At 29.8% G+C, this 25,588-nt stretch carries 24 protein-coding genes; all 24 read right to left on the reverse strand.

The features are described 5' to 3' along the window. Positions 1-45: 45 nt before the first annotated feature. Positions 46-891, reverse strand: a complete 846-nt coding sequence (gene rfbD, locus HYN56_RS01720) for a dTDP-4-dehydrorhamnose reductase (protein ID WP_109190614.1) — start codon at positions 889-891, stop codon at positions 46-48. After that, on the reverse strand, positions 891-1,439 hold the full coding sequence (gene rfbC, locus HYN56_RS01725) for a dTDP-4-dehydrorhamnose 3,5-epimerase (protein WP_109190615.1): 549 nt from the start codon (positions 1,437-1,439) through the stop codon (positions 891-893). The genes rfbD and rfbC overlap by 1 nt, the downstream gene beginning before the upstream one ends. 15 nt (positions 1,440-1,454) lie before the next feature. Beyond that, entirely contained in the window at positions 1,455-2,582 is a 1,128-nt protein-coding gene (locus tag HYN56_RS01730) for a DegT/DnrJ/EryC1/StrS family aminotransferase (RefSeq protein WP_109190616.1), read from the reverse strand. After that, positions 2,572-3,003 (reverse strand): WxcM-like domain-containing protein, encoded by a 432-nt coding sequence (locus HYN56_RS01735; protein WP_109190617.1) that lies wholly within the window; start codon positions 3,001-3,003, stop codon positions 2,572-2,574. The genes HYN56_RS01730 and HYN56_RS01735 overlap by 11 nt, the downstream gene beginning before the upstream one ends. Further along, the gene (locus tag HYN56_RS01740; RefSeq protein ID WP_109190618.1) at positions 2,993-3,964 is read right to left on the reverse strand and encodes an MraY family glycosyltransferase; all 972 of its coding nucleotides are present in this window, start codon (positions 3,962-3,964) and stop codon (positions 2,993-2,995) included. Before HYN56_RS01740 ends, HYN56_RS01735 begins: the two co-directional genes overlap by 11 nt. A gap of 9 nt (positions 3,965-3,973) precedes the next feature. Further along, positions 3,974-4,906 carry a GDP-L-fucose synthase family protein gene (locus HYN56_RS01745; RefSeq protein WP_109190619.1) on the reverse strand — a complete coding sequence of 311 codons (933 nt, stop codon included), beginning with the start codon at positions 4,904-4,906 and terminating at the stop codon, positions 3,974-3,976. 47 nt (positions 4,907-4,953) lie between these two features. Continuing rightward, complete coding sequence (gene gmd, locus HYN56_RS01750) at positions 4,954-6,072, reverse strand: GDP-mannose 4,6-dehydratase (protein WP_109190620.1); 1,119 nt, start codon at positions 6,070-6,072, stop codon at positions 4,954-4,956. Positions 6,073-6,085: 13 nt separating this feature from the next. Beyond that, complete coding sequence (locus HYN56_RS01755) at positions 6,086-6,991, reverse strand: NAD-dependent epimerase/dehydratase family protein (RefSeq protein ID WP_109190621.1); 906 nt, start codon at positions 6,989-6,991, stop codon at positions 6,086-6,088. Between the two features lie 139 nt (positions 6,992-7,130). Continuing rightward, positions 7,131-8,246 carry a glycosyltransferase family 4 protein gene (locus HYN56_RS01760; RefSeq protein ID WP_109190622.1) on the reverse strand — a complete coding sequence of 372 codons (1,116 nt, stop codon included), beginning with the start codon at positions 8,244-8,246 and terminating at the stop codon, positions 7,131-7,133. A gap of 96 nt (positions 8,247-8,342) precedes the next feature. After that, on the reverse strand, positions 8,343-9,251 hold the full coding sequence (locus HYN56_RS01765; RefSeq protein WP_109190623.1) for a glycosyltransferase family 2 protein: 909 nt from the start codon (positions 9,249-9,251) through the stop codon (positions 8,343-8,345). A gap of 525 nt (positions 9,252-9,776) precedes the next feature. After that, positions 9,777-11,093, reverse strand: a complete 1,317-nt coding sequence (locus HYN56_RS01770) for a hypothetical protein (RefSeq protein ID WP_146194558.1) — start codon at positions 11,091-11,093, stop codon at positions 9,777-9,779. After that, positions 11,093-11,818, reverse strand: coding sequence for a glycosyltransferase family 2 protein (locus HYN56_RS01775; protein ID WP_109190625.1), 726 nt, complete (start codon positions 11,816-11,818; stop codon positions 11,093-11,095). Before HYN56_RS01775 ends, HYN56_RS01770 begins: the two co-directional genes overlap by 1 nt. Beyond that, complete coding sequence (locus tag HYN56_RS01780; RefSeq protein ID WP_109190626.1) at positions 11,811-12,572, reverse strand: glycosyltransferase family 2 protein; 762 nt, start codon at positions 12,570-12,572, stop codon at positions 11,811-11,813. Before HYN56_RS01780 ends, HYN56_RS01775 begins: the two co-directional genes overlap by 8 nt. 21 nt (positions 12,573-12,593) lie before the next feature. Next, positions 12,594-13,574, reverse strand: coding sequence for a GDP-mannose 4,6-dehydratase (locus HYN56_RS01785; RefSeq protein WP_109190627.1), 981 nt, complete (start codon positions 13,572-13,574; stop codon positions 12,594-12,596). 7 nt (positions 13,575-13,581) lie between these two features. Then, positions 13,582-14,685 carry a glycosyltransferase family 4 protein gene (locus HYN56_RS01790; protein WP_109190628.1) on the reverse strand — a complete coding sequence of 368 codons (1,104 nt, stop codon included), beginning with the start codon at positions 14,683-14,685 and terminating at the stop codon, positions 13,582-13,584. Beyond that, positions 14,682-15,638: a glycosyltransferase family 2 protein gene (locus tag HYN56_RS01795; RefSeq protein ID WP_109190629.1), complete on the reverse strand. Its 957-nt coding sequence runs from the start codon at positions 15,636-15,638 to the stop codon at positions 14,682-14,684. The genes HYN56_RS01790 and HYN56_RS01795 overlap by 4 nt, the downstream gene beginning before the upstream one ends. 15 nt (positions 15,639-15,653) lie before the next feature. Continuing rightward, entirely contained in the window at positions 15,654-17,036 is a 1,383-nt protein-coding gene (locus HYN56_RS01800) for a lipopolysaccharide biosynthesis protein (protein WP_109190630.1), read from the reverse strand. A gap of 847 nt (positions 17,037-17,883) precedes the next feature. Continuing rightward, positions 17,884-18,288 (reverse strand): polysaccharide biosynthesis C-terminal domain-containing protein, encoded by a 405-nt coding sequence (locus tag HYN56_RS01810; protein ID WP_109190632.1) that lies wholly within the window; start codon positions 18,286-18,288, stop codon positions 17,884-17,886. Positions 18,289-18,291: 3 nt separating this feature from the next. Further along, the gene (locus HYN56_RS01815) at positions 18,292-19,158 is read right to left on the reverse strand and encodes an NAD-dependent epimerase/dehydratase family protein (protein ID WP_109190633.1); all 867 of its coding nucleotides are present in this window, start codon (positions 19,156-19,158) and stop codon (positions 18,292-18,294) included. Next, positions 19,151-20,233 (reverse strand): CDP-glucose 4,6-dehydratase, encoded by a 1,083-nt coding sequence (gene rfbG, locus HYN56_RS01820; RefSeq protein ID WP_109194698.1) that lies wholly within the window; start codon positions 20,231-20,233, stop codon positions 19,151-19,153. The genes HYN56_RS01815 and rfbG overlap by 8 nt, the downstream gene beginning before the upstream one ends. Position 20,234: 1 nt before the next feature. Continuing rightward, positions 20,235-21,005, reverse strand: coding sequence for a glucose-1-phosphate cytidylyltransferase (gene rfbF / locus HYN56_RS01825; protein WP_109190634.1), 771 nt, complete (start codon positions 21,003-21,005; stop codon positions 20,235-20,237). 27 nt (positions 21,006-21,032) lie between these two features. After that, positions 21,033-22,100 carry a Wzz/FepE/Etk N-terminal domain-containing protein gene (locus HYN56_RS01830; protein ID WP_109190635.1) on the reverse strand — a complete coding sequence of 356 codons (1,068 nt, stop codon included), beginning with the start codon at positions 22,098-22,100 and terminating at the stop codon, positions 21,033-21,035. Between the two features lie 6 nt (positions 22,101-22,106). Beyond that, positions 22,107-24,533 carry an SLBB domain-containing protein gene (locus tag HYN56_RS01835; protein ID WP_109190636.1) on the reverse strand — a complete coding sequence of 809 codons (2,427 nt, stop codon included), beginning with the start codon at positions 24,531-24,533 and terminating at the stop codon, positions 22,107-22,109. Positions 24,534-24,536: 3 nt separating this feature from the next. Beyond that, complete coding sequence (rfbB, locus tag HYN56_RS01840; protein WP_109190637.1) at positions 24,537-25,583, reverse strand: dTDP-glucose 4,6-dehydratase; 1,047 nt, start codon at positions 25,581-25,583, stop codon at positions 24,537-24,539. Between the last annotated feature and the right edge of the window lie 5 nt (positions 25,584-25,588).

The raw sequence follows: 25,588 nt of genomic DNA on the forward strand, positions 1-25,588 counted from the left end.
AAGATTTCGTTTCAACATTGAATACGAAATAATAGAGTAATTTTTTTAAATAAATATTTTCTTTAAACTCTCTTTGTAATCTGGAACTTCTAAATTATAAATTGATTTTATTTTTGTTTTATCTAACAATGAAAAACTAGGTCGCTTTGCAGGAGTAGGATATGAAGATGATGGAATACCTCCAACTTCGCATTTGTACTGTCCTAATTCTTTAATAGTTAACGCAAATTCATACCAACTAATTTCACCTTCATTCGAATAATTATAAATTCCAGAAATCCATTTGGAAGATTCTACTATATCGATCATTACTTGAGCCAAATCTGCAGCATATGTTGGCGATCCAATCTGATCGTTCACGACATTAATTTCTTCTCTTTCCTGCATTAAGCGTTTCATTGTTTTTACAAAATTATTTCCAAATTTACTATAAACCCACGATGTTCTAATAATTATTGCTTTTGGATTCTCTTTTAAACACGCAATTTCACCTGCCAATTTACTTTCTCCGTAAACATTTATAGGTTTTGTCCCAGCATCTTCTCTTAAAGCAGTCGACGAAGAGCCATCAAAAACGTAATCTGTCGAAATATGAATTAATTTGACGTTATTTTTTGCCGCATATTTTGCAATTAATTCAACTGCTAAATGGTTTATTTTAAAAGCTAAATCTCTTTCAGATTCAGCTTTATCTACAGCTGTATAAGCCCCACAATTAAATATAATATCTGGTTTAATTTCACTTAATTGAGAGTTAAGCAATTCCAAATCATCTAATGTTGCTTTTGTTCTATCTGCAAATATCCAATCATACTTAGAATAAGAAGTCGATAAAACTTTAAGTTCAGATCCTAATTGTCCAGTTGCTCCGGTTACCAGAATTTTTTTCATTAAAACAAACTATTACAATTTTCAATAAAAGGAAGTATCTGATCTTTTTCTGAAACAATTGCTTCATCTAGATTCATTCCCCAATCAATATTTAACGAAGGATCATCATATTTAATCCCTCCTTCCGAAGCCTTATTATAAAATTGATCACATTTATACATAACAGAAGCTGTTTCACTTACAACAGAAAAACCATGGGCAAATCCTTGTGGTACCAATAGTTGTTTTTTATTCTCTGCAGATAGCAAAACACTAAAAGCTTTTCCATAAGTAGGAGAATCTTTTCTCAAATCTACAGCTACATCAATGATTTCTCCTTCTAAAACACGAACTAATTTAGTTTGTGCGAAAGGTGGGTTTTGATAATGTAAACCTCTTAAGGTTCCTTTTTTTGAAAATGATTGGTTATCCTGAACAAAATCAATATTAATTCCTAAATCCTCAAATTTTGTTTTACTGTAAGATTCAAAAAAATAACCTCTTTCGTCTCCAAAAACTGTTGGCTCAATAAGTACTAAATCTTTTATGTAAGTCTTCTCTATTTTCATACTTTAATTTTATATTCAATTCAAGAAATTAATTAAAACTTCTTTTATTCTGTTTTTATCTTCCTTAGTTAAATTTGATCCCGATGGTAAACACAATCCTTTTTCAAATAAGTCCTCTGCGACTTGGCCTCCATAATAAGGATATTTCTCAAAAATGGGCTGCAAGTGCATTGGTTTCCATAAAGGACGGCTTTCGATGTTTGCCTCTTCAAAAGCAATTCTTAAACTTTCTTTTTGTTCCTGTGTCTCCAGTAATATTGTGTTTAGCCAATAATTTGAAAAAAAATCTTCATTCAGACTATCCAAAAGCTTTGCATTTTTAACTTTATGAAAAATATCTTTATAAAAAAAATGATTCTTTCTTCTTGAAATAATATTATTTTCTAACATTTTCATTTGTCCAAGACCTATAGCTGCACAAATGTTACTCATTCTGTAGTTATAGCCTACTTCACTATGTTGATAATGTATGGCTTTATCTTTTGATTGGGTTGCAAAAAAAATGGCTTTATCTTTTGTTTCTTTATAATTGCCAATTAATACTCCACCACTTGAAGTTGTGATAATCTTATTTCCATTAAATGATAAAATACCAAAATAACCAAAACTACCACACTTTTTTCCTTTATAAGTACTCCCCAAAGCTTCTGCACTATCTTCAATAATTGGTATGTTATATTTATCAGCAATTGAATGTATCTCATCTACTTTATAAGGCATACCATAAAGATGAACTGCTATAATCGCTTTCGGTTTTTTTCCTTTTTTTATTCTACCCTTAATAGCAATTTCAAGATTTATTGGACAAATATTCCAGGTATCAATTTCACTATCTACAAACACTGGAGTCGCATTTTGATACAAAATTGGATTTGCTGAAGCTGAAAAAGTCATACTTTGACATATTACCTCATCACCGGCTTTAATATCTAATAAAATTAATGCCAAATGTATCGCTGATGTTCCAGAATTTAATGCTGTCACAAATTTCTCTTGCTCAAAATAATCCTCAAATTTATTTTCAAATTCATCAACACTTGGTCCTCCGGAAGTAATCCAGTTTGATTTTAGTGCTCTCTGAATATATTCTTCCTCATAACCACTTTCCTCAGACAATGACAAATAGATTCTTTTATTGTTCATTATCAAAAAGCCAATAATTTGAAGGATAACGAACATCATCCTCACCGACATTTGTTAAGGGCAATGTAGAAAATGACATTAATTTTGAATTTTCTTCAAGAGACTCTATTGCATTAGCGTAACCTGCTGGTATATGAACAATTTTACTATCTGATTCAGAAACTAAAACAGTTTCAATGATTAAATCTTTTGAAGGATTCTCCCAATTATCAATTTTTACAAAATGAATCTTAAAAGAACCCGAGAGGCAATAAAAATTTTTAGCATCTAGTTTATGTCCCTGCCATGCTCGGATTGGATTTTCCTGAGAGTTACTTATAATATAAAACCTTTCAATATCCTTAAAACTGAAATCATTTACATATGATATACTCCCACGATGATCTGAAAATTTTCCTCCCTGAATAATTTTAGGCTTCATGCTTTAATCGTAAATTACTTTTGTTCAACAAATAAAACTTTGACGAATAAATACAAAGTAATGGCAGAATTACAAGTAAGAATATGACTGCATCTTGTACTTTTTGATATAGAACAATTACTAAAAAAGAAATACCTGCCTGCACCAAAGCATACAAAAGAGACACTAGTCTATGCTGAATTTTATACTCATTACTTAATACCTGATATAAATGCAATCGATGTGCTTCAAAAATATTTTGCTTTAAAAAAAGTCTGTGCAAAATTGTACAGATTGCATCGACGCCGTAAACAGCTAAAAACAAAAGCCAAATTAATGATTCTGTAACAAGTATGAGTTTTAAAACTAAATATATTATCCAAAAAGCTATAGCAATACTTCCGACATCACCAGCAAAACACTTTGCTTTCTTTCTATAATTAAAAAACAAAAAGACTAAACTGGCAAGCATTGCATATTTTATGAAAGCCCCGTCAGTAAAAAGCTGAACTTTAGTATTTACATACAGCAATGCTCCCATTACAACCAAAGTATAAAGGCCTGTAATGCCATTAATCCCATCCATGAAATTGTAGGCATTAATTAGACCAATAGCCAGAACATAAGCAATTACAACACCCCAAATTGGAAATAAATTGAATAACCCGAGATCAAAGAATATTAAAGTAATCGCAAGAAAGTGAATCGAAATCCTGATCTTATTTGATAAACTTTGAATATCATCCCAAAAACTTACTAAACTTACCAATGTGATTCCGGTAAAGAAAAAATAATTATTCTGAATGTGCTGAACAAAATATAGTAAAGCGGAAAACCAGAAAATTATTCCACCACCACGCAATGTTATTTCTGTGTGTGAACTTCTTTGATTTGGTTTGTCAATTATATTAAAATGATCGGCTACCTTAAAGTAAAGTAACATAATAATCATCAAAATAATTCCTAAAATTGTGTATTCCATTTTATGAAATTATTCCCAGTTAGTATCTTTTATTTCGTCATAGACTTTCTGAATACCTTCTTCTAAACTTGTTTTAGCTTTCCAACCAAAACCATTAAGTTTCGAAACATCCATCAATTTACGAGGTGTACCATCTGGTTTAGAAGTATCTGTAAGAATTTCGCCTTCGTAACCAACTATTTTTTTGACTAGAATCGCCAAATCCAGAATCGAAATATCTTCTCCAACTCCAATATTTACCAGCCCATCTTCATTGTAATTTTCCATTAGATAAAAACAAGCCTCAGCCAAATCATCGGCATGTAAAAATTCTCTTTTAGGACTTCCTGTTCCCCAAATTGTTACTGACGCATCATTATTACGTTTTGCAGTAATGAATTTTCTTAACATTGCCGGAAGAACATGAGAATTTTTTAAATCGTAATTATCGTTAGGCCCGTATAAATTAGTAGGCATAACAGAAATAAAATTACATCCAAATTGATCTCTGTATGCATCACACATTTTAATTCCTGCAATTTTTGCAATTGCATAAGGCTCATTTGTTGGTTCTAATTCACCTGTTAACATATACTCCTCTTTTAAAGGTTGAGGAGCCATTTTAGGGTAAATGCATGAAGATCCTAAAAACATTAATTTTTTTACGTCATTTAAATAGGATTGATGTATTACATTATTTTGTATCATCAGATTTTCATAAATAAAATCTCCTCTGTAAGTATTATTAGCGATAATACCACCAACTTTTGCTGCGGCTAAAAAAACATAATCTGGTTTTTCTTGTGCAAAAAAATCAGCTACTGCTTGTTGATTTCTTAAATCTAATTCTGCAGAAGTTCGAATAACAAAGTTTGTATACCCCTGCTTTTTTAATTGACGTAAAATAGCTGAACCTACCATACCGCGATGTCCAGCTATATAAATTTTATCTTCTAAATTCATAATGATAATTTCTAAATCAAGAATACAATTATTCTGATTTATTTAAATTAATATCTAGTTGCAGATCTAACTTCGTTTAACATCTTCTCTCTCTTAACATAATTAAGATCAGATGCCATCATTTCTTTTACTAATCCCGCTAAATCATATTGAGGAACCCATCCTAATTTAGTTTTAGATTTAGTAGGATCACCAATAAGTAAATCTACTTCTGTTGGACGGAAATACTGAGGGTCAATAGCAATTACTTGTTTACCTACTTCTATTTGATAGTCGGGATTACTACAAGATGCAACATATCCTTTTTCATCTACTCCTTCTCCTCTAAATTCGATATCTATTCCCACTTCAGCAAATGACATTTTAACAAAATCACGAACATAAGTAGTTTCTCCCATAGCGATTACATAATCTTCCGCAACATCTTGTTGCAAAATACGCCACATTGCTTCTACATAATCTTTCGCATGTCCCCAGTCACGTTGTGCATCTAAATTACCTAAATACAAACAATCTTGTTCTCCTAAAGCAATTGCTGCTGTAGCCATTGTTATTTTACGAGTTACGAAAGTTTCGCCTCGACGTGGTGATTCGTGGTTAAATAAAATACCATTACAAGCAAATAGGTCATAAGCTTCTCTATAATTTTTGGTAATCCAAAAACCGTAAATTTTTGCTACTCCATAAGGTGAACGTGGATAAAATGGTGAGTGCTCATCATAAAAACCTTTTTCGTTTTTATTCTCAGCCAAACCACCATACAACTCAGATGTTGATGCCTGATAAATACGTGTTTTCTTTTCTAAACCTAGAATACGAACTGCTTCTAAAATACGTAACGTTCCAACTCCATCAACATTTGCAACATATTCGGGAGAATCAAACGAAACTTTTACATGGCTCATCGCTCCCAGATTGTAAATTTCGTCAGGTTGAACTTCCTGAATAATTCTAATTACATTAGTAGAATCTGTTAAATCGCCATAATGCAGTTTGAAATTTACATGAGCTTCATGCTGATCTTGGTAAATATGATCAATACGTTGCGTATTAAAAGAAGACGCTCTTCGTTTAACACCATGTACTATATATCCTTTTTCTAATAACAATTCAGCTAAATATGATCCGTCTTGTCCTGTAATTCCTGTAATAAGTGCTACTTTCATTTTTATTTAATTATTAAATGTCATTATTTTTTAAGTAATCAATCACCGATTGGGGATTCCAATCTAAAAGAGTTCTTGCCTTTGAATCATCAAAAGTCAAATCAGATGTGATTTTTTTTAGTTTTAAAGAATTTATTGGAGACTTATCTCCCAATAAATCTCCTACTAGCCCCATTGTTCTTGCTACAAAAAGAGGCAGGTTTAGAGGCGTTTTATTTTTTTTCTGCTTCGAGATAATGTTACTCAATTCGCTGAAACTAGGATCTACACCATCCGTTAAATTATATGTCCCACCAACAACAGCTACTTTTGGAATAAAATTAGCCACGTCTTTTACCAATACCATACTTTTTCTAGCTTTACCTCCACCAATATTAAAATAATAGCCTTTTTCAATTGCTTTTATCATTGCTCCTAAATTTCCTGGAGGTTTCTTTCCGACTAAAAGTGGTAAACGCAAAATAGTACATACAACATTATGTTTTTTACACCAATCCATTACAAATATTTCAGCTTCAATTTTACTCAAACCATAAGAATCTTTGGCTTCTAAAGATGAATGCTCTGCTATGCTTAACCCCTCATGTTTACCATATACAGAAACTGAGCTAATAAAAACTAACTGCTTAGGAATATGAGATTGTTCTAGTCCTTTTAGTAAATTAATTGTTCCTGTAACATTAACATTATAAAACTGTTTTTTCTCAACTTCTGTTTTTGGAACACTATGTGCTTTTCCTGCAGCGTGAACTACCAAATCAAAACCATGAGGCAATTCAGGTATTTCTTTGCTAATATCACAAACAATTTCAGTAGTAGAATTACCTAATGTAGTAATAGAATAATTAAGTTCTTCTAAAACAGGCAGAACGTTTCTTCCAAGAAAACCAGTAGCACCGGTAAATAATATTTTATTCATGATAAACAACAATTGAGTATTTTATCTTTAATATTTTTTTGATTATACAACTTTCTTTTTTTAAACTTTGGTAAATTTTAAGCAATTCTTTTTTTTAATCTTTTTCTCTTTGTTAAATATTGCAGGCGTAGTTGTAACTTTATTTTTTTAAGAGTTCTTCGTACATCGACTTGTATGATTCGATCATTTTTATTGATGAAAATTCAGACACAACCCATTCTTTTGCATTTCGTCCCATCTTTATCCTTAACTCCCTATCCTTAATTAACTTTTTTAAAGCATCACTAAATTCCTGTGGATTTTTAGATCTAACTAATAACCCTGTTTTATTATTTAATACAACTTCTGGGATTCCCTCAACCAGAGTCGCCACAGAAGGTAATGAAAAAAAACCTGCTTCGACAAACACTAATCCAAAAGCTTCGTAAATTGACGGAATACATAATATATCACTAGATTGATAGAATGGTACAACGTTTGATTGCCAGCCTAACAAAGCCACATATTCACTTAAGCCATTATCATTTATGTAATTTTCACAAATCGAGTGTAATTCCCCTGCACCAATAATTCTTAAATATAAAGAATACTGTTTTTGGTCAATTAATATTTTAAAAGCTTTTAAAAGATTCAATGGATCCTTTTGTTCGTCTAAACGACCTACAAAAAGTAAATTAACTTTATTATTATCTTTAGATTGTATAGATCCATTTATCTGATTTAATTTTGAAAAATCAATACCATTATGAATAACTTTTATTTTCTTATTAAAGAAAGAGTAATACTTTCCATAAAATCTGTTAACCAATATTAACTTATCACAAAAAAAAGTTGAAAAAAATTCAATTAAATAATATACTGTTCTTTTTATCAAATTTTCATTTTCATGAAATGCAATTCCATGCACTGTGTGCACAACTCGGCAACCAGCTAATTTTGCTGCTGTTCTCGCTATTATTCCTGACTTTGTAGAATGAGTATGTACGATATCATATTTTTCTCTTTTACATAATCTATAAATATCAATAAACGCTTTAATATCGTGTAATCCGATTCTTCTTTTTAAGTGTTTATTATGAAAAACAGTAGTATTGATTTTTGAAAACGCATCATCGAATTCAGCATATTCCCCTTCTGTGCCTTCACCACACAAAATATATTTATTTTCAAAATCATTAAGATTTTCTAAAATAGAAAATGAAATTTTTTGGGCTCCTGCAAAAACGGGCAACACCACAATATGTAATATTTTCATTTTATTATCTTAAGCTCTTATTAATATCTTTAGCGTAATATATAACTTCATATTCTTTTTATATAAAAATTTTTAGTACTTACTTAACTGCAATAATTATATTGAACCAAATTTCCCTCTTATTCCATCTCTTAATCCTCTAAATGAAAGTTTAAGATACTTTAATCTATCATTAGAAATCATTGCAAAAATAAAAATCCGAAAAACATTAAACACTAATTCCCTTAGTTTATATCCCCAACTAACATAAGGACATCTTAACATATATATACTATTTCTTGAAAGATAATATCTACGAATAGGAGAATGAACAGAAATCATTCTACCAAAAAAAGAAACACGATTATCTCCAATTTCATGATGCATTAAGGCTCTTTGGATTGCAAATAACTTATAACCTTTTGATTTACATCTAAAAGACCACTCAACATCAATATAATCAACAAACAATTCTTCATTCATCAACCCAACTTTATGCAAAACATCTACAGAAATTAGACATCCTGACGCTATTAAAAAAGAAGCTTCAACATTTGAACCTTCGGCTGGATTTACTCTCTTTATAAACGGGCCAATATAACGTGTAATTGGATATTGCTCGTTTGTTTTCTCATTAATATATACCGGTCCTACTGCCCCAACCTTAACTCCTTGATTTTTTAAATCTATTGTAGAAGTGACCAATTCATTAACAAATCCTGATGTAAGAACCGAATCATGATCTAAAATTAAAACAAAGTTCGAATCCAATTCAATTGCTTTTTTTATACCCTGATTTTGGGCATATCCAAGTCCTAAATTAGAATGATTTGATATTATAAATAACTTAATCTTTTTTTGTTCTACTAATTCAAGAAATAATTCATTAATTAAATCGAAATTTTTCGAACCATTATCAACATAAACAATGGCATCTACTTGCTCATGAACACTCATAAATTGCTTTCGTAGAGTGGATAGATCTGGGTTATATGTAACAACTACTGCTGTTGTTTGAAGATTCATAATTTTATAAAAATTAATTTTAATGATTTACTAATTTAAAATAGTCCTTTGGATATATTCTTTCTTGAAATGTACATTATCAGCAAAAATTGAATCAGGAAGATATTGAATTTGCTCTTTATATTTTGAAACAATTTATAAACCTTACAATTTATTACTATATATTACTAAATTTTGTATTTCAGAAAAAAACTGTTTTCTAACAGGGACGGTTTGAATATAAATTTTACAACATTTCTCCAAAATAAAATCTCGATTTTTATGAGATCCCATTTAGAAATATATTAAAACTCATATAACCCTTAAAATTATTATTAAACTTCTCGTAAAGAATTCCACTCATAAAAGCTGTAAAAAAATAAGAATCAAAAAAGCTAATCCAACCATCCGCAAAAAAAAACTTGCGACTAAAATAACAAGATTCTGAAATTTAAGTTTAGTAAAAGCATACCAGTAGAGTAAGAAAACAATTGGGAGAAATATTAAAAACGGTAAAGATGTAAAAAACATCAAATATACTATATATTAAAATTTAGACACATTAATTTGAATAGGATATGTAAAGAAATAATATACAAACAACGAAATTCCTAATATAAATGGAAATACGACTAATAAGTTATTTAATTGGAATACTATGAAATTTACATCAGTTTCAATATTTATAAATATAATATAAACTAAAAGCAAAAGTATCTTAGATAGAATTTTCAATGAATGGGCGTTAAAAAATAGTCTCCTTATATATCCAAGGCAAGTACCGAGAACAAATGAATAGAGAATTGAAAAATATGGTCCAAAATAGATATATCCAAATATGTTGTGCCTTGGATTTGGTCCTACTATCATATCAACTGTATAAAACATTTTTGTAAGAGTATATCCGAGAGGTTCAGGAAAAGTTGAAGGATCCACAATCCGAAAAAAACCAAAAAAACTACCGAAAACTGCAAGAAAAAAATGATCATGAGGCAGATTTTCAATGTATGCATTTGGATAAGCATGCCAGTATACATCTCCATATCCTACAATACGCTGACCTAAAAAAAGAAAAGCATTAGAAGGGCTACCATCAAACGTTATCAAAATTATACAAAAAGCGAAAATCAAGCCTACCAAAACTATTTTGAATTGATATTGACGTAATTTTAATAGCAAATCTTTAACCCGTGGATTAGTTTTGTTAAGTATAAGAAAACAGAAATAATTCATTACAAAAAACCACACGCTCGATTTAGATCCACTTAAAAAAGTAACCACTAAATGACCTAATAAATAAAAAAATAATGTAGATTTAAATAGGCGTGAGACGTTTTTCTCAACAATAATAAAATGCAAAAAGAGATAAAAAGCTACTGCACCCGAAACCTCAGCAAATCTGGTAAATATACCATAGCCACCTGCATCAGCCGTCAAATCAAGTCTAGATTTTAAAAAAAGAGGAATCCCTAAAGTTGCATAAACAATTATATTTGACAAAAAAAACATAACGAATGAAACAACAAAAAAACATTGCAAAAAAAATACATTTTCAAATCTAATTTTTGATGTTATAAAAACAATAGGAGAAAATTTATTAAAAAATACAAAACCAGCTAAAAAAGCAAACTGTGTCCCTAAATAATTAATAAAATAAAAAGATGAAATCTTAGATGTTGCAAATAAAAACAGTACTACAGAGGCTCCAAAAGCTGATCCTACCAAAGCCATGAATATTGGATCAAGTAGTGAAAAACAGACTTTTCTAAACAAAAGATAATAGAAAAAGCAAACACCAAGAAAACAACTAAAATATAATAAATAATTATTAGTAAATAATTCAAAAAAATCTAGAGTATTCATTATTTAACAAACTTTAAGCATGCAATAACACAATTTTTAACTACTCTAATTACGAGATTCTTAAGTAATTCAAAAATCGATATTTTACGAAAAATATAGTCGAAACATATTTTTTGATACCAAGTCCAATTTCCTGCAGAAACTCCAGGTGCAGAATTAATAGATATTGGAAAAAGAGATTTTTTAATCAATTCAGTAGGAATAAGGTGAAAAAATAAGTAATCAGAGATTATATATTTCTGACTCACAATATATTCACCATATTTCAAATGAAGTTCTCTTTTATAAAGTACGGATTGATGCAAGATTATTCCCTTATCATAACTTGCACTAATTAGCTTAAGATGCTGTTTTTTTAAAACATAAAAGTCAGAATATATGAAACCAACTTTATCGTCAATGTTATTCAAGGAGTTCCAAATTGAGTCCTTGGAATAAAATAAGTCTCCTGAATTCATAAAATTAAGCCATATACCTTTGGAAGCCCGTATCCCCTTGTTCATTGCATCATATATTCCCTTGTCCGGCTCACTAATAAAGACAGAGATACTTTCCTCATATCTCTTAATAATATCAATAGTTCCATCTGTACTTTGTCCGTCAATTATAATATACTCAATATTAGGGTAACTTTGAGCTAACACAGATTGCATGGTGGATTCAATAGTATCAGCACAATTGTAAGTAGCAGTTATTATTGAAATTAATGGTACATTATTATTCATGAAAAGTAGTAATATACACTAAATGAAGTGTGTTTCTAAATAAAAATGGAAGGTAGTGTCGAAAATACCAATACCATTTTGACTGTCCTCCTCGGATTTGGTAATTTTCCCATAGTGCATTCTTAAACTTTCTGCTTGAAACCCCCTCCATGGCTTCATAATTAGAAATAACTTGATCAATGTAGCAGAATCTGTGTCCATCCTTATATAAACTGTAGAATAGATGATCATCTGCTACAATCTTATATTGCAAGTTGAAATTATACTTTTTGAACACTTCAGTTGAAACGAAGGATGATTGATGACAGAAAGGCAAGTGATTAGCAATTTGTCCTATTTCAGCTGGCTTTATTATTTTACTATAATTACGGTAAACCTTATTTGTATTACCATAAATAACATCACAATCCTCATCAAGAATATTCGATTTTGAAAATAAATCCTCAAGTGTGCTAGTATTATAAAATGTATCTCCAGAGTTCATAAAGCATAACCACTTCCCTCGAGAAATAGCTGCTCCCTTGTTCATAGCAGCATAAATTCCTTTATCAGGTTCAGAGACCCAATAAGTGATTTTATCTTGGTATTTCTTAATAATATCAACAGTTCCATCAGTACTACCACCATCAATAATAAGATATTCATAATCCTCAAAATACTGATTAACAACACTTAAAATAGTTTGTTCAATAGTTGCTACAGCATTGTATGAAACTGTAATTATTGTAAGAAGGGGTGTTTTTGAAATATTCATGAATTTTACAAGTTTTTTTTATTATTTATTAGAAAATTCATTTAATTCTTCCTCAATTAAGATATCTAAAACCTGATAAAAATCAAGTTCATATTGCCAGCCTAATATTGATTTTGCAGGAGTATTGTCACCATAAATATCTTCAATATCTGTAGGGCGAATAAAATCATTATCTATGACCAACTTATCAATTGGTACATCTAACTTTTTAAATACATACTCGATAATAGAACGTAGAGTAATGCTCTTTCCTGAGCAAATAATAAAATCATCTGCTTTTTCAGCCTGTAACATTAGCCACATGGCCTCAACATAATTAACAGAAAATCCAAAATCCCTTTTTATATCAATACTTCCTACCTTCAAAAGCCAATCGGAATTATTTCTATTTCGGACTGTTTCGTTTAAAACCTTCTTCACAAAAAAACCATTTGACCTCAAAAAAGATTCGTGATTAAACAAAACTCCATTACAAGCATATAAATTATAAGACTCTCTATAATTCACCACAATCCAATGTGCAGAAGCTTTTGATATCGCATAAGGACTTAAAGGATGCATAGGTGTATTAATAGTAACAGGCAACTCGATTACTTTACCAAACATTTCGCTACTCGATGCCTGATAAAATCTAACATCTGGTTTAATGATACGTATGGCTTCCAACAAATTTAAAACAGAAACTATATTAAAATTTATGGTTCCTATGGGCTGCTTAAATGATAAACCTACTGAACTTTGTGCCGCTAAATTGTATATCTCATCAGGCTTATATTTATTAAGCAATGTAATAACACTCGACAAGTCAAGCAAATCACACTCCTCCATTGTAACCTCTTTATCAATATTTAAAATTTTTAATTTTTCTAAATTATCTTGATGATAACTTCTTGTAATCCCAATAATTTTATATCCTTTGCTAAATAATAATTTTGAGAGGTAGGCTCCATCCTGACCACTCACTCCTGTAATAAAAGCCGTTTTAGTATATATTTCACTCATAATATTCTTAGATAACTGATTTATACACCTCTAAAGTCTCTAAAAAAGTATTATCCCACGAAAATTGTTCCAACCTTTTAAGGCCTTTCTCTTTTAATTTTTGACGTAAAACATGATTATTGATCAATTCTTCTGCAGATTTTCTCAAAGATTCTCCATTAGTAGGATCAAAATAAAGTGCAGCATCACCTCCAATTTCAGGCAAAGATCCTCCATTGCTTAACAAAGCAGGACAACCACAAGCAAAAGACTCTAATACTGGGATTCCAAACCCCTCATATAAACTTGGAAAACAAAAAAATAGAGCATGAGTATAATAATTGGCCAACACATTGTCATTACTAATTTTCTTAAAAAAAACTCGATTTTCTAATTTTAATGATTGTATCAAAATTATTTCTCGTGATGAAAAATCTCCACCTCCCGCACAAATTAATTTCAAATTTGCATCAATCAATAAAGGTGCAATGGCAGTTATAAAAAAATCAAAATTTTTATATATTCCTCTATTACCAACAAATAATATATAATCATCATTTACTAGCCTAGTTAATTCCTTCTCACCAACTGTAAGAGAATTACCAAGATACACAACATCAATTTTTGCAGGATCTACATCAAACAATTCAATGATATCATTTTTTGTAGTTTCTGATATAGAGATAACTTTACTTGCATGTTCTAACAAAAGCTTTTTTTGATTATAAATTTTAGTGTCTGCTTTCATATCTTCAAATTGATTTGAAAATTTTTCATGTATCATATCATAAAAAGTGACAACTAAAGGTTTTCCTTTTATTTTGTCAAGAAAGTAGTCATCATAGTATGTTGGATGAAATACATCAAAAACTCCTTTTTGAATAGTCCTCAATGATTTAATTTCGTTCAAATATGTAACAATTCTTTTTTTGCCTTTAAATTTCGAATTCGGAAAGAATGATTTTAAATTTGAATCAATATCCTTATTATAGTATGCATTATTACTAAAATAAGTTGCTACATTATAACTATTTTCAATTCCGTCAAATCTTGAAATCAACTCAAAAAAATATCTTGAAATACCTCCATATTGTTGTTGGGAAAAAATTTGATGATCAAATTGTATTTTCATTTTTTTTGCAAAATATTATTAATAATTGTTTTTAATGTTTTTTTTATTGAAGTGTAAATTTGATAAATTGGAAAGCAAACATTTAGAAAAAACCATTTAAGTTTATATTTAAAAGGCATTTTACTTATTGAATTATTAACAAAATCCTTATTAACTTCACTTTGCTTTGAAAAAACAATGAAATTTGATAAAGTTGATAGAGTAAAAATCTGTTTCAAATAATTCGTATATGCTTTATCTGAATATTTTTTCAAAGATTGAGGTAATAATTTAAACCATTCAGGTATCTCTCCTAAATATATTTTGACAGATGAATTTACCCAAGACTTTTCAACATTATATACTTCAATACTTTGTGAAGACATTACGCCAATTTTTTTTGAAGAAAACTTACTGATTGCAAGTTCCCATAACACTCCAGAATAAGCATGACTAGTTCCCACATATTTTTCAATTACTTCATCATAATTAAGACATTTGGCTCTTTCAGCATTTATTATTACATTCCCAAATGGTAGTTTATCCCAAAAAGAGAGAAAAGCATTACCTACATTATTTAAATTATCAATAGCATAGATACCATCTGGATAATCCTTAACATAATTACCATTCAGTAAAATTATAAAATCTACATCTTCTTCAAGTAGAGGAGATATGTCACTATATGATTTTTCACTCAGTGAATCGTCATCTCCAAGCAACCAACAGTATTTTGTTTTACACAATTCCAAAAAACGCAACATATTTTTATCAATTCCAATGTTCTGTTTATTGGGAGAATAATCAATATTGTTTACGTCAAACTCTTTGACAACATTTTTAGCAGTATCATCTTCATTATTGTCAGAAATCGTTATTTTAATATCCCCTTTCCAATATTTGAAAATCGAAGATATCGTTTCTTTCAAAGAATCACTTCTCTTGTATGTAGGTATAAAAAATGAAAAACTCATTTATCTCTCAATTAGTTAGCTTAAAATTTTTGTTAATTTTTCAGTATGTTTCTTATAAAATATAAAGTAATAAACCTGAATTGGAGAAATAATACTACTTATTCCTAAACAAATTATGTTACCAATAATAATTCCGTTTATACCAAATCCACAGTATTTAGCAAAATAGATTGAAAGTGGTATATTTAAAATACCTTGCGCAATAGTTGTATACATACCCAAGTTAATTTTACCTATTCCGCCCAAAACATAACTAAAAATATTATTCCAAACAGTAACTATTGAATACAACCCTACCAAAAGAGGTAAATAATCTGGTATATCTATAGAATCACCAACCCAAATTTTGATAATAGTAGGAAATAGAAACACAACTATACCCACAAAAATAGTAAAGGGTATCATTAGCCTACACAACATAACTACTTTGGTTTTAATCCAATCTAAATTACCCTTAGAATATGCTTCTGTATATGATGAATATATAGGCATCATAACAATATTCGCTAACATACTTATATTATTAAAAATAACAAATGGAATATTGTACACAGCAACAAATTTAGGCCCTAATAACTGTGTTATAATAATATTATCTGAAGAAAAAATTATTACCCCTGTTATTTGAATTATAAAAAACTTAACTCCTAAAGATAATAATGGCTTAATTTTATCTTTTTTAAAAGACTGCTTTCTAGGAAATAAGTTAGAATATTCTTTGTAAAAAAAAGCTGAAATTATTGTAATTGCCAAAATAAGACATAGCGCATAAACTATACACACAAATAATAGACTCGCATTGTTATCTTTTGAAAAAAAGTAAATTATAAATATAAAAATAGAGGAAGTTAAAATAGGAGCAATTGAAGTTAATGAACTACGTTGCACAGCATACATCACTTGATTTACTAAAGATAGAACAAAATACATAATCATAGAATATACAAAGATCATTACAATCCATCTAGATTCTGAAAGAGATATATCTTTTGAGTTGAAAAAATCACTCCAATTGAATAAAAAAAACATTGGTAGCAAAATAAACATCAAAGGAATAGCAATGACCGACATTAAATAATATGCTGTTGAAACATATTCTTTTGCTTCAATTTGTTTATTTTTAGACAATGCCTCAGTTAATTTAATTCTCAACCCATTTCCAATACCAATGTCCATCAAAGAAACCCATTGTATCAATGATAACAACAATGCCCAGATACCATATTTTTCTTGACCTAATTTCTTTAACAAAACTGGAACCAAAATCAATCCTATTGCTATAGATATAGCCTTAAATGATATTGAAGAAAAAATCTGTCTTATTAAATTTTTATCCCTCAATTTATCAGTAACTTCATGAACGGCAATCTTGTTAGATTTAAAAAAATTATTTTTCATTATGTGAGATTAAAACTCAGTTAATATTATTGTATTATTTATATGATGATCTTAACAGGAAATAATTTCACAGAAATAAAACATTTGGATTTTTATACATTTATGCTAAACTCGGTTTTGAATTACAGACTCAGAAAATATTCATTAGTAAAATTTGAAAATACAGTCACTAATCAATTACTTATCAATATGAACAATAGAACCATTACTAATTGAAATGGCAAAGTTTTTTTGTTTTACTTTAAAAATATTTGCCATAATTTTCTAGCATACTTATTAAAAAGTAAACTAATCTTTTTTAATGAAGCGATTAAGCAATGACTGTATTACACTCCTATAGCATCTTTTTTTGTTCCAAATTTATTTCTTAATTCTGTTATCCTAACTTCAAATAAGTGGTATTGAAAATGAGATCCTATAATTGTTGTAGCCCAAACAAGAACTATCCATAAATAATCAATTTTTAGATTTAATTTATAATAAATACTATTAATGAGCATTATATAGAACATATGGAATAAATATATTGAATAAGAACTTAAACTTATGACATTGATTAATTTATAAAGATAATTGTTAATTCTTTTTGCTTTTAAATTGTAAAGAAGCGGAATCATTAATGATATTGATAAACTGAGAAAAGTAAAAAAGAAGGTTTTCATAAAAAACCACAATCAAAAAATTCTTTTTCGTTTTCAAAATCATAACTAAGTACTTGTAAATTGTAGTATAGAAAAATTAAAATAGAAAATAAAAAAATACCCGAAAAAAAATAAAAATAATTGCCAATGCTCTTAATAAATCTAATCCGAATATTCTATTATGTTCAACTTTCATTTAGTTTGTCTTAAAATTTATCAAAAATCAATGTATCCTCAGGAACAAATAATTGATCTGAATAAGCTAACAAAATAAAATCATTTTCATAATTATTTATAAAAACATGTGCAATATGATTAGGAATGTAAATTGTTTCAGCTTTTGTTGAAGACAAATAAAGTGTTTGTTTTTCACCAGTAATAATATCAACCATTTTCAATTCACAATCCCCTGTAATTAAAGTAAACCATTCATTTGCTTTTTCATGATAATGACCGCCTTTTGCTTCACCAGGTTTAGCATTGGTTAAATACACTTCCCCAGTATAACTAGGTATATTATCTTCCAAACCATTGATAACTTTTAAAAACCATCCTCTTGAATCTTCAATTTTTTTTCTTTCTATAACTTTAATCTTTGATAACAATGTCATTTTTTAATTTTTATATGATTCGATAGTCAATTTTATTCCTTCATTGAGATTAAATTTAGGATACCATCCTAAACTTTTAAGTTTAGAAATATCAGCATCAGAACATAGTAATTCGTTTTCTCTCATTGGAATTTTACCAAATAACAAATTAGATTTACTTTCTGAAACTTCTTTAATTGTTTCCACTATCTTTCTTATAGTTACTGTTTCTCCAGAACCTAATGGTAAATTATTAAAACCAATAAATTTATCAATATTACTTATTATACATAAATAAGCACTTAAAACATCCTCGATAAAGATAAAATCTCTTAGTTGGGTACCTTCTGTAAGCTCAATTTCCAAAATATTATTACTCATTTTACTGATCATTGACGAAATAAATTTTGAATTATCATCATATGGTCCATAAAAATGCTCTAATAAAATATTAATTGTTGTAATTTTTGAAGAAAAAAACTCCAGACATTCTGAGAATTGATTTTTAAACAAAGAATATTGGTTTGTAAGATATGGTAATGAAGTTCCTGTATTAATAAAATATCGCACATCATTATCAAGTGCATATTTCAACAGCAAAAGAGGAAAATCTAAATTGGCTTCTTTTATTTGAAATATTGTTTCTCCTTTTCTTCCGTATAGTGTCGAGAAATGAATTATCATATAGATTTCATTCTCATCAAACATTTGAGCAATGCTAATTTCATCATTATTATAAAATTTAATATTTTCAGAAAGGAGTTTGATCTTTGAAATATCAGAAGTTTCTCTCTTAACAACACAAATATTGAAACCTATGTCTAATAACTTCTTCAGAAAGTTGAATCCAAGATAACCTGTTGCCCCAGTTATTATAATATTTTTACTCATTAAAGAATGCTTTTATCTGCTCAGATGTAAAATCTGCGATGTTATGTTTATTCGAATTAAACTCAATATACCAATCCATCGTCATACCCACTGCTTGTTGCGCATTCATTTTGGGTTGCCATTTCAATTCGTTTATCGATTTGCTAATATCCAATTTCAACAATCCCGCCTCATGAGGTTGATTTTCATCTACCTCCACTGTATAATTACCTTTTCCCCAACTTTGGATAGCCAATTTAAGCATATCTTCTACTGGAAGTGCATCGGACAAATGTGGACCAAAATTATAAGCCTGACTAAATTGTAAAGGATTTTCAGATAAATTAACCCCTAATAACAAGTAACCAATTATCGGTTCCAAAACGTGTTGCCAAGGCCTCACTGACTTAGGGTTTCTAATTAGCACATCTTTATTATCAGTAAAAGCCTTTGCAATATCTGGAATCAAACGATCTTTAGACCAATCACCTCCACCAATAACATTACCAGCTCTTGCAACTGCAATCCCTTTTTGATGCGAATTATACTTTTTGATATTAAAAAAAGAATTTCTATAAGAGTCAATAACCAATTCAGTACAAGCTTTACTAGCACTGTAGGGATCATAGCCTCCAATTCGATCATTTTCGCGATACGGATAGAGCCATTCATTATTATGATATACTTTATCAGTTGTAATTAATACCACATCACATTTCTTTTCTAACAAACGAACTGAATCTAAAACATTAGCAGTACCAATAACATTTACTTCAAAAGTTTCGGCAGGTATTTCGTAAGATAAACGAACTAAAGGTTGAGCAGCTAAATGAAAAATAAAATCGGGTTGAAAATCTATAATTTCTTTTTCTAAACGCTTTTTGTCCCGTAAATCAGCAATAACAGAATCACAAATTTTATCTCCTTGAATCAAACAAAACAAATCATTTTGAGTTTGTGGTTCTAAGGCATAACCTTTGATCTCGGCCCCTAAAAGGGATAACGTTTTTAGCATCCAAGCTCCTTTAAAACCGGTTTGACCTGTTAAAAAAACTTTCTTCCCTTGGTATGTTTTTTGTAAATTTTTATACATCATTTTACCATTTTTTCCAAGCAGCGTTATTCGCTTCCCAACTTGCTTCAAGTTCTAGCTTATCCCTTAGCGTATCCATGGGCTTCCAAAAACCATTATGCAAATAAGCAATCATCTGTCCATCAGCCGCCAAATTCTGCATAGGTTCGTTCTCAAAAGTTGTACTATCACCAGCAATATATTCAAAGACTTTAGGTTCACATACAAAAAATCCTCCGTTAATCCACGCTCCATCACCTTTAGGTTTTTCTAAGAAAGAATTAACTTGATTTTCAGCATCTAAATTTAATGCTCCAAAACGTCCAGAAGGCTGTACAGATGTTACTGTACAAAGTTTTCCAGCACTTTTATGCCTCTCAACTAATTCATTTATATTAACATCTGAAACTCCATCTCCATATGTTAATAAAAAAGGTTCATTTCCTATATGTTTTTGAATACGTTTTATACGTCCGCCAGTCATTGAGTTAATCCCAGTATCTACTAAAGTAATTGTCCATGGTTCAGCTTCTGATTCATGTACCTTAATCGAGTTATTCTTTAAATCGATAGTTACATCAGATTTATGCATAAAATAATTCGCAAAATATTCTTTTACAACATACCCTTTATATCCTAAACATATAACAAAATCATTATAACCATAGGACGAGTAAATTTTCATAATATGCCAAAGTATAGGCATACCACCAATTTCAACCATTGGTTTAGGCCGTAAAACTGTTTCTTCTGATAATCTGGTTCCTAGTCCACCTGCTAATATTACTACTTTCATAATTTTTTTATACTTGCTTTAAATATATTATTTTAATAAACTTATTATCTTCCTTAAAATTAAAAACAAAACAGTTAAAAATCCTCCCAAAAATCCTCCCATTATAATCCCCTTTGCCTTCCCAAAACGCTCTTTAGGCAATGGTAAAATAGGTCTATCAATTACTTGAATTAAAGGTATTTCTTTACGTAATGTGACTTTTGCTAATTCACTTTGCTTAACTAATTCTGTCAATATAGCTGTATTAGCCTGTACGTCCACTTGTCTTCTTGCTGATGGAGTACGACGAACATTAAGTGCCGGATTTAAATTAAAAGTATTGTCATTTGCAACTGCTACTCCGGTAATTGCTCCATTCAATTCTCCACGAACAGAATCAACTTGACGCTCTAAAATAGCCATATTCATTCTGGCTTTTTTACTTTTAGTCTCAATGTAAAATTGACCGACTTCTTTTGCCAATGCTTCGCAAAAATATTTCGAGAATAATTCGTTAGTCGATGATACATCTATATTTATAATTGAGATTTTTTTGTCTTTTTGCGCAACAGACAATCCCGATTTGGAAAGATTTAAATACATTAATCCCATTATACTATCTTGGTCCCGAGTAAAAACTTTACGATTTGCATTAGGTAAAAATTGAATTGAAGAGTATTTCGGTTTATCATCCCATTTTTTTCTCCATTCATTGTTCTGAATATACATTTCAGCCAATGAAATTATTTTTCCATCTACATTTACTGGAGATAATAAAGTTTTTTCTACCATTGACCTTGATTTAAACAATTCAGTTAAATTAGAGCTAGAAAAAATTCCCCCTCCACTTCCTCCCAAATCTAAACCAAAAGAACTGGCCAATCCTAATGCTCCTCCTAATCCACCTCCACCTTTTTCATCTTCTAAAGCAAAAGTCAATGTAGCAGTATATACTGGTTTTTTTATAAATGAGTAAGTCAATCCTAAAACGGCACCAATAATTCCAGCTAAGACAATAATTTTCTTTTGCGAAATCAAATAGTTAATCCATTCTTTTATTTTAGCGAGTAATTCTTTTAACGATATTTCATCGTTTTCATTAAGTTTATTATCCATTAAAAATTATTTAAAAGCCGTTACAATTAATAAAGCTAAACTAGAAATTACGGTACCTATACCAACCCATTCTCCTGCACTCATCTTTTTTCTTTCTGGCTTTTCAGGAACAACAATTTGTGAATCTGGTTCTACTTTAGGATAAGACCTAAAAAACAGAAATGAAGTTGTTACATCAGCTTTTCCATTTGGATATATTATATACGCTTTTCTCTTCCATCCTTTATTATCAACACCTCCTACAGCATTAATATAATATTTAAATCCTTTACCGTTTCTATACGGAATTTCCGATGTCAACAAAACATTTCCTGTGACTTTAACTCCCTCATTATAAACTGATACCTCAATTTCGTCACCCGGAAATAAAGTAACGTTCGAAAAGTGATTCTTATCTTTTACAATTTTCTCCCAGTTTACAGGAATTGTTGCAAACTTCAAATCTTCCTTTAGCTTTTTTGCTAGCTTACCTTTTAAAGTATCATTTTTTGAAATATTAAGATCGATTCTTTCTAATGTCTCTATTTGATCTTCTTTAATAGGTCTTTTAATCTTCATTCCATCCAAATTAGCAATGGAAGTTAAGCCGCCAGCTCTCATTACGACATTATAAACTGTTTCTTTCTTATTCGCTAACACATATTTTCCAGGATATCCAACAGCTCCACTAACAGTGACCATTTGAGGTTTCTCATAAACTGCCATTCTTCGTATGTTAATCACGTCAAAAGGTTTTAGCACGAAGTTTTTTATTTGCTCATTGTTATCCGCAGTAATTTCAAGTTCAACCAATTCGATACGCTTTGGATCAGCATCATCAATTGCATCAGATTTAATCATTCTTGCAACTTCAACTCTCTTAGAAGCCGAACCAGTTAACCCTCCCACCTGAACAACCAAATCATTTAAAGTTAGATTTTCAAAATATTCGTATTCACCTGGATTTTTTACTTCTCCATCAATTGTTACTTTGTATTCTTCTCTAAAATCCAGAATAGAATAAACAGTAACAATATCTTCTCTTTTTAATTCAATGTCTGCGTTTAAATCACCTGATAAAGCAGCTCCTAAATCTACATTTACAATTTCTGTAGTTAGATCTGTTTTTAAGCGAATTATTCTAGCTCTTTTACTATAAGCATCTTCTTTTAATCCTTCTGCTCTTGTAATAAGATCAGAAATTCTCATTCCATCTGTAAAAGAATAATAGTCAGGTCTAAAAACTGCTCCTTCAATTTTAATACGATTTTCAAAACGATTTAAAATTTTGGTAATTCTAAATACATCTCCCGATTGTGGCTGATAAGCACTATATTCACTTTCGTTTATATCATGAACTTTAAACTCCTTTCCTGTTTTTTGCACAACATTCACTGAAGCGGTATAAGCAAATTCATTGAAACCTGAAGCAAAGCTCAATAAATCAGAGAACTTTTCTCCTTTTTTCATTTCAAAAATACCTGGGCGTTTAACTTCACCTTCAACAGTAACTCTCTGCGTGTAGGCAGGAATTCTAATTACATCATTTTCCTTTAAACTAATATTGTCAGATTGATCCCCTTTAACTAAAAATCTATAAATATCAATATTTCTGTAAACTTTATTGTTTCGTATTAACTCAATATTTCTATAACTACCATTTTTCCCCGGCCCTCCTGCTAAATGTAAAGCGTTATAAACAGTTGCTAAAGAAGATATTGAATAATTACCTGGCTGTTTTCCTCCAACTACCGTAATTTTTATTGTTCTAATTTTCCCTAAACTTACGCTTACTTGTGACTGTCCAGATCTAACAGTACTATATACTCTTGCTATTGCAGCTTTTATTTTTTGTGTTGCCGCTTCTATTGTCATTCCGGAAACAGCGATTTGACCAACATATTCTATGGATATTTTTCCCTCAACACTAACAGACAGATTTCCATTATATTCCTGTACGCCATAAATTGTAACCTGAAGTTCATCTCCAGGTCCCAAAATATAATTCATCGGAGTTGCTATTTTTAAATCCGGCTCGAAATTAAGAGTAGGATTATCAAACAACTCAGATCCAAAAATAATAGCATTTGCAGAGTCTTTTACTTTTACATTTTTGATACTTTCCTGCTTCCTTCCAGAATCAGAATTTCCTTCTAAAGTTTTTTCAGCATTTTTATTTACAAATGAATTTTTATTCTGATAGCTATTTAACTTAACCTTCAATTTATTAAAATTAGACTGACTCATTCCTTTCGATAATGCCATTGGTTCGACCTGATCAATCGTTGTGTTATTACTTTTGAGTTGTGCACTAATTTTTGCCAGATCATCGTCAGTTAAATAATCAACATTAACTGTACTTAAGTCTCTGGACTTAAGTAGGTCTTGTGCATTTACACTTAAAGACAAACTAAGTGTAAAAAATAAGAAAAGAACGTACGTTATTTTTTTCATGTATTATGAATATTGTTTTTGATAGTATTCTTTATAAGCCCCAGAAGTCACATTCTCAAGCCATTCTTGATTATTCAAATACCAATTGATAGTTTTTTCTAATCCTTCTTCAAAAGTAACAGATGGTTTCCATCCTAATTCTTTATTAATTTTTGAAGCATCAATTGCATAACGCAAATCGTGACCTGGTCTGTCTTTTACATAAGTAATTAGTTTTTCAGAGGCACTTTTCTCTCTCCCTAATTTATCATCCATTATACCACATAACAACTTCACCAAATCAATATTTTTCCATTCGTTAAATCCTCCAATGTTATATGTTTCATGATTTTTTCCTTCATGAAAGACTAAATCGATAGCTATAGCATGATCTTCAACAAAAAGCCAGTCACGAGTATAATTCCCATCTCCGTAAACTGGTAATGGTTTATTATTTATAATGTTATTTATAAAAAGTGGAATTAGTTTTTCTGGAAAATGATAAGATCCATAATTATTAGAACAGTTGGTCAAAACATACGGCAATCCATAAGTTTCTCCATAAGCTCTCACAAAGTGATCCGAGCTTGCTTTAGAAGCCGAATAAGGAGAATTCGGATCGTAAGAAGTTGTTTCTGTAAAAAGCCCTTCAGATCCTAATGATCCATAAACTTCATCTGTACTTATATGATAAAATCTTTTGCCATCAAAATTACCTTTCCATTGATTCTTAGCGGCATTCAATAGATTCATAGTTCCGATAACATTTGTTTTTACGAATGCTAAAGGGTCTTCAATCGAACGATCAACATGTGATTCTGCAGCTAAATGCAAAACTCCATCAAAATTATGTAAAGCAAAAAGATCATTTATAAACTTTTCATCAACAATGTCTCCTTTAACAAAAGTATAATTGGGATTATTTTCTATGTCTTTTATATTTTCCAAATTTCCTGCATACGTCAAAGCGTCTAAATTAAAAACTTGATATTCAGGATATTTATTAACGAAACGTCTCACTACATGCGAACCGATAAAACCAGCACCTCCAGTTATAAGTATTTTTTTCATTTCTA

Source organism: Flavobacterium crocinum (genome assembly GCF_003122385.1).
Classification (GTDB): domain Bacteria; phylum Bacteroidota; class Bacteroidia; order Flavobacteriales; family Flavobacteriaceae; genus Flavobacterium; species Flavobacterium crocinum.

Coding starts and splice junctions, on each gene's coding strand:
- rfbD (WP_109190614.1), bottom strand. CDS start 891: ATGAAAAAAATTCTGGTAACCGGAGCAACTGGACAATTAGGATCTGAA.
- rfbC (WP_109190615.1), bottom strand. CDS start 1,439: ATGAAAATAGAGAAGACTTACATAAAAGATTTAGTACTTATTGAGCCA.
- HYN56_RS01730 (WP_109190616.1), bottom strand. CDS start 2,582: ATGAACAATAAAAGAATCTATTTGTCATTGTCTGAGGAAAGTGGTTAT.
- HYN56_RS01735 (WP_109190617.1), bottom strand. CDS start 3,003: ATGAAGCCTAAAATTATTCAGGGAGGAAAATTTTCAGATCATCGTGGG.
- HYN56_RS01740 (WP_109190618.1), bottom strand. CDS start 3,964: ATGGAATACACAATTTTAGGAATTATTTTGATGATTATTATGTTACTT.
- HYN56_RS01745 (WP_109190619.1), bottom strand. CDS start 4,906: ATGAATTTAGAAGATAAAATTTATATAGCTGGACATCGCGGTATGGTA.
- gmd (WP_109190620.1), bottom strand. CDS start 6,072: ATGAAAGTAGCACTTATTACAGGAATTACAGGACAAGACGGATCATAT.
- HYN56_RS01755 (WP_109190621.1), bottom strand. CDS start 6,991: ATGAATAAAATATTATTTACCGGTGCTACTGGTTTTCTTGGAAGAAAC.
- HYN56_RS01760 (WP_109190622.1), bottom strand. CDS start 8,246: ATGAAAATATTACATATTGTGGTGTTGCCCGTTTTTGCAGGAGCCCAA.
- HYN56_RS01765 (WP_109190623.1), bottom strand. CDS start 9,251: ATGAATCTTCAAACAACAGCAGTAGTTGTTACATATAACCCAGATCTA.
- HYN56_RS01770 (WP_146194558.1), bottom strand. CDS start 11,093: ATGAATACTCTAGATTTTTTTGAATTATTTACTAATAATTATTTATTA.
- HYN56_RS01775 (WP_109190625.1), bottom strand. CDS start 11,818: ATGAATAATAATGTACCATTAATTTCAATAATAACTGCTACTTACAAT.
- HYN56_RS01780 (WP_109190626.1), bottom strand. CDS start 12,572: ATGAATATTTCAAAAACACCCCTTCTTACAATAATTACAGTTTCATAC.
- HYN56_RS01785 (WP_109190627.1), bottom strand. CDS start 13,574: ATGAGTGAAATATATACTAAAACGGCTTTTATTACAGGAGTGAGTGGT.
- HYN56_RS01790 (WP_109190628.1), bottom strand. CDS start 14,685: ATGAAAATACAATTTGATCATCAAATTTTTTCCCAACAACAATATGGA.
- HYN56_RS01795 (WP_109190629.1), bottom strand. CDS start 15,638: ATGAGTTTTTCATTTTTTATACCTACATACAAGAGAAGTGATTCTTTG.
- HYN56_RS01800 (WP_109190630.1), bottom strand. CDS start 17,036: ATGAAAAATAATTTTTTTAAATCTAACAAGATTGCCGTTCATGAAGTT.
- HYN56_RS01810 (WP_109190632.1), bottom strand. CDS start 18,288: ATGACATTGTTATCAAAGATTAAAGTTATAGAAAGAAAAAAAATTGAA.
- HYN56_RS01815 (WP_109190633.1), bottom strand. CDS start 19,158: ATGAGTAAAAATATTATAATAACTGGGGCAACAGGTTATCTTGGATTC.
- rfbG (WP_109194698.1), bottom strand. CDS start 20,233: ATGATGTATAAAAATTTACAAAAAACATACCAAGGGAAGAAAGTTTTT.
- rfbF (WP_109190634.1), bottom strand. CDS start 21,005: ATGAAAGTAGTAATATTAGCAGGTGGACTAGGAACCAGATTATCAGAA.
- HYN56_RS01830 (WP_109190635.1), bottom strand. CDS start 22,100: ATGGATAATAAACTTAATGAAAACGATGAAATATCGTTAAAAGAATTA.
- HYN56_RS01835 (WP_109190636.1), bottom strand. CDS start 24,533: ATGAAAAAAATAACGTACGTTCTTTTCTTATTTTTTACACTTAGTTTG.
- rfbB (WP_109190637.1), bottom strand. CDS start 25,583: ATGAAAAAAATACTTATAACTGGAGGTGCTGGTTTTATCGGTTCGCAT.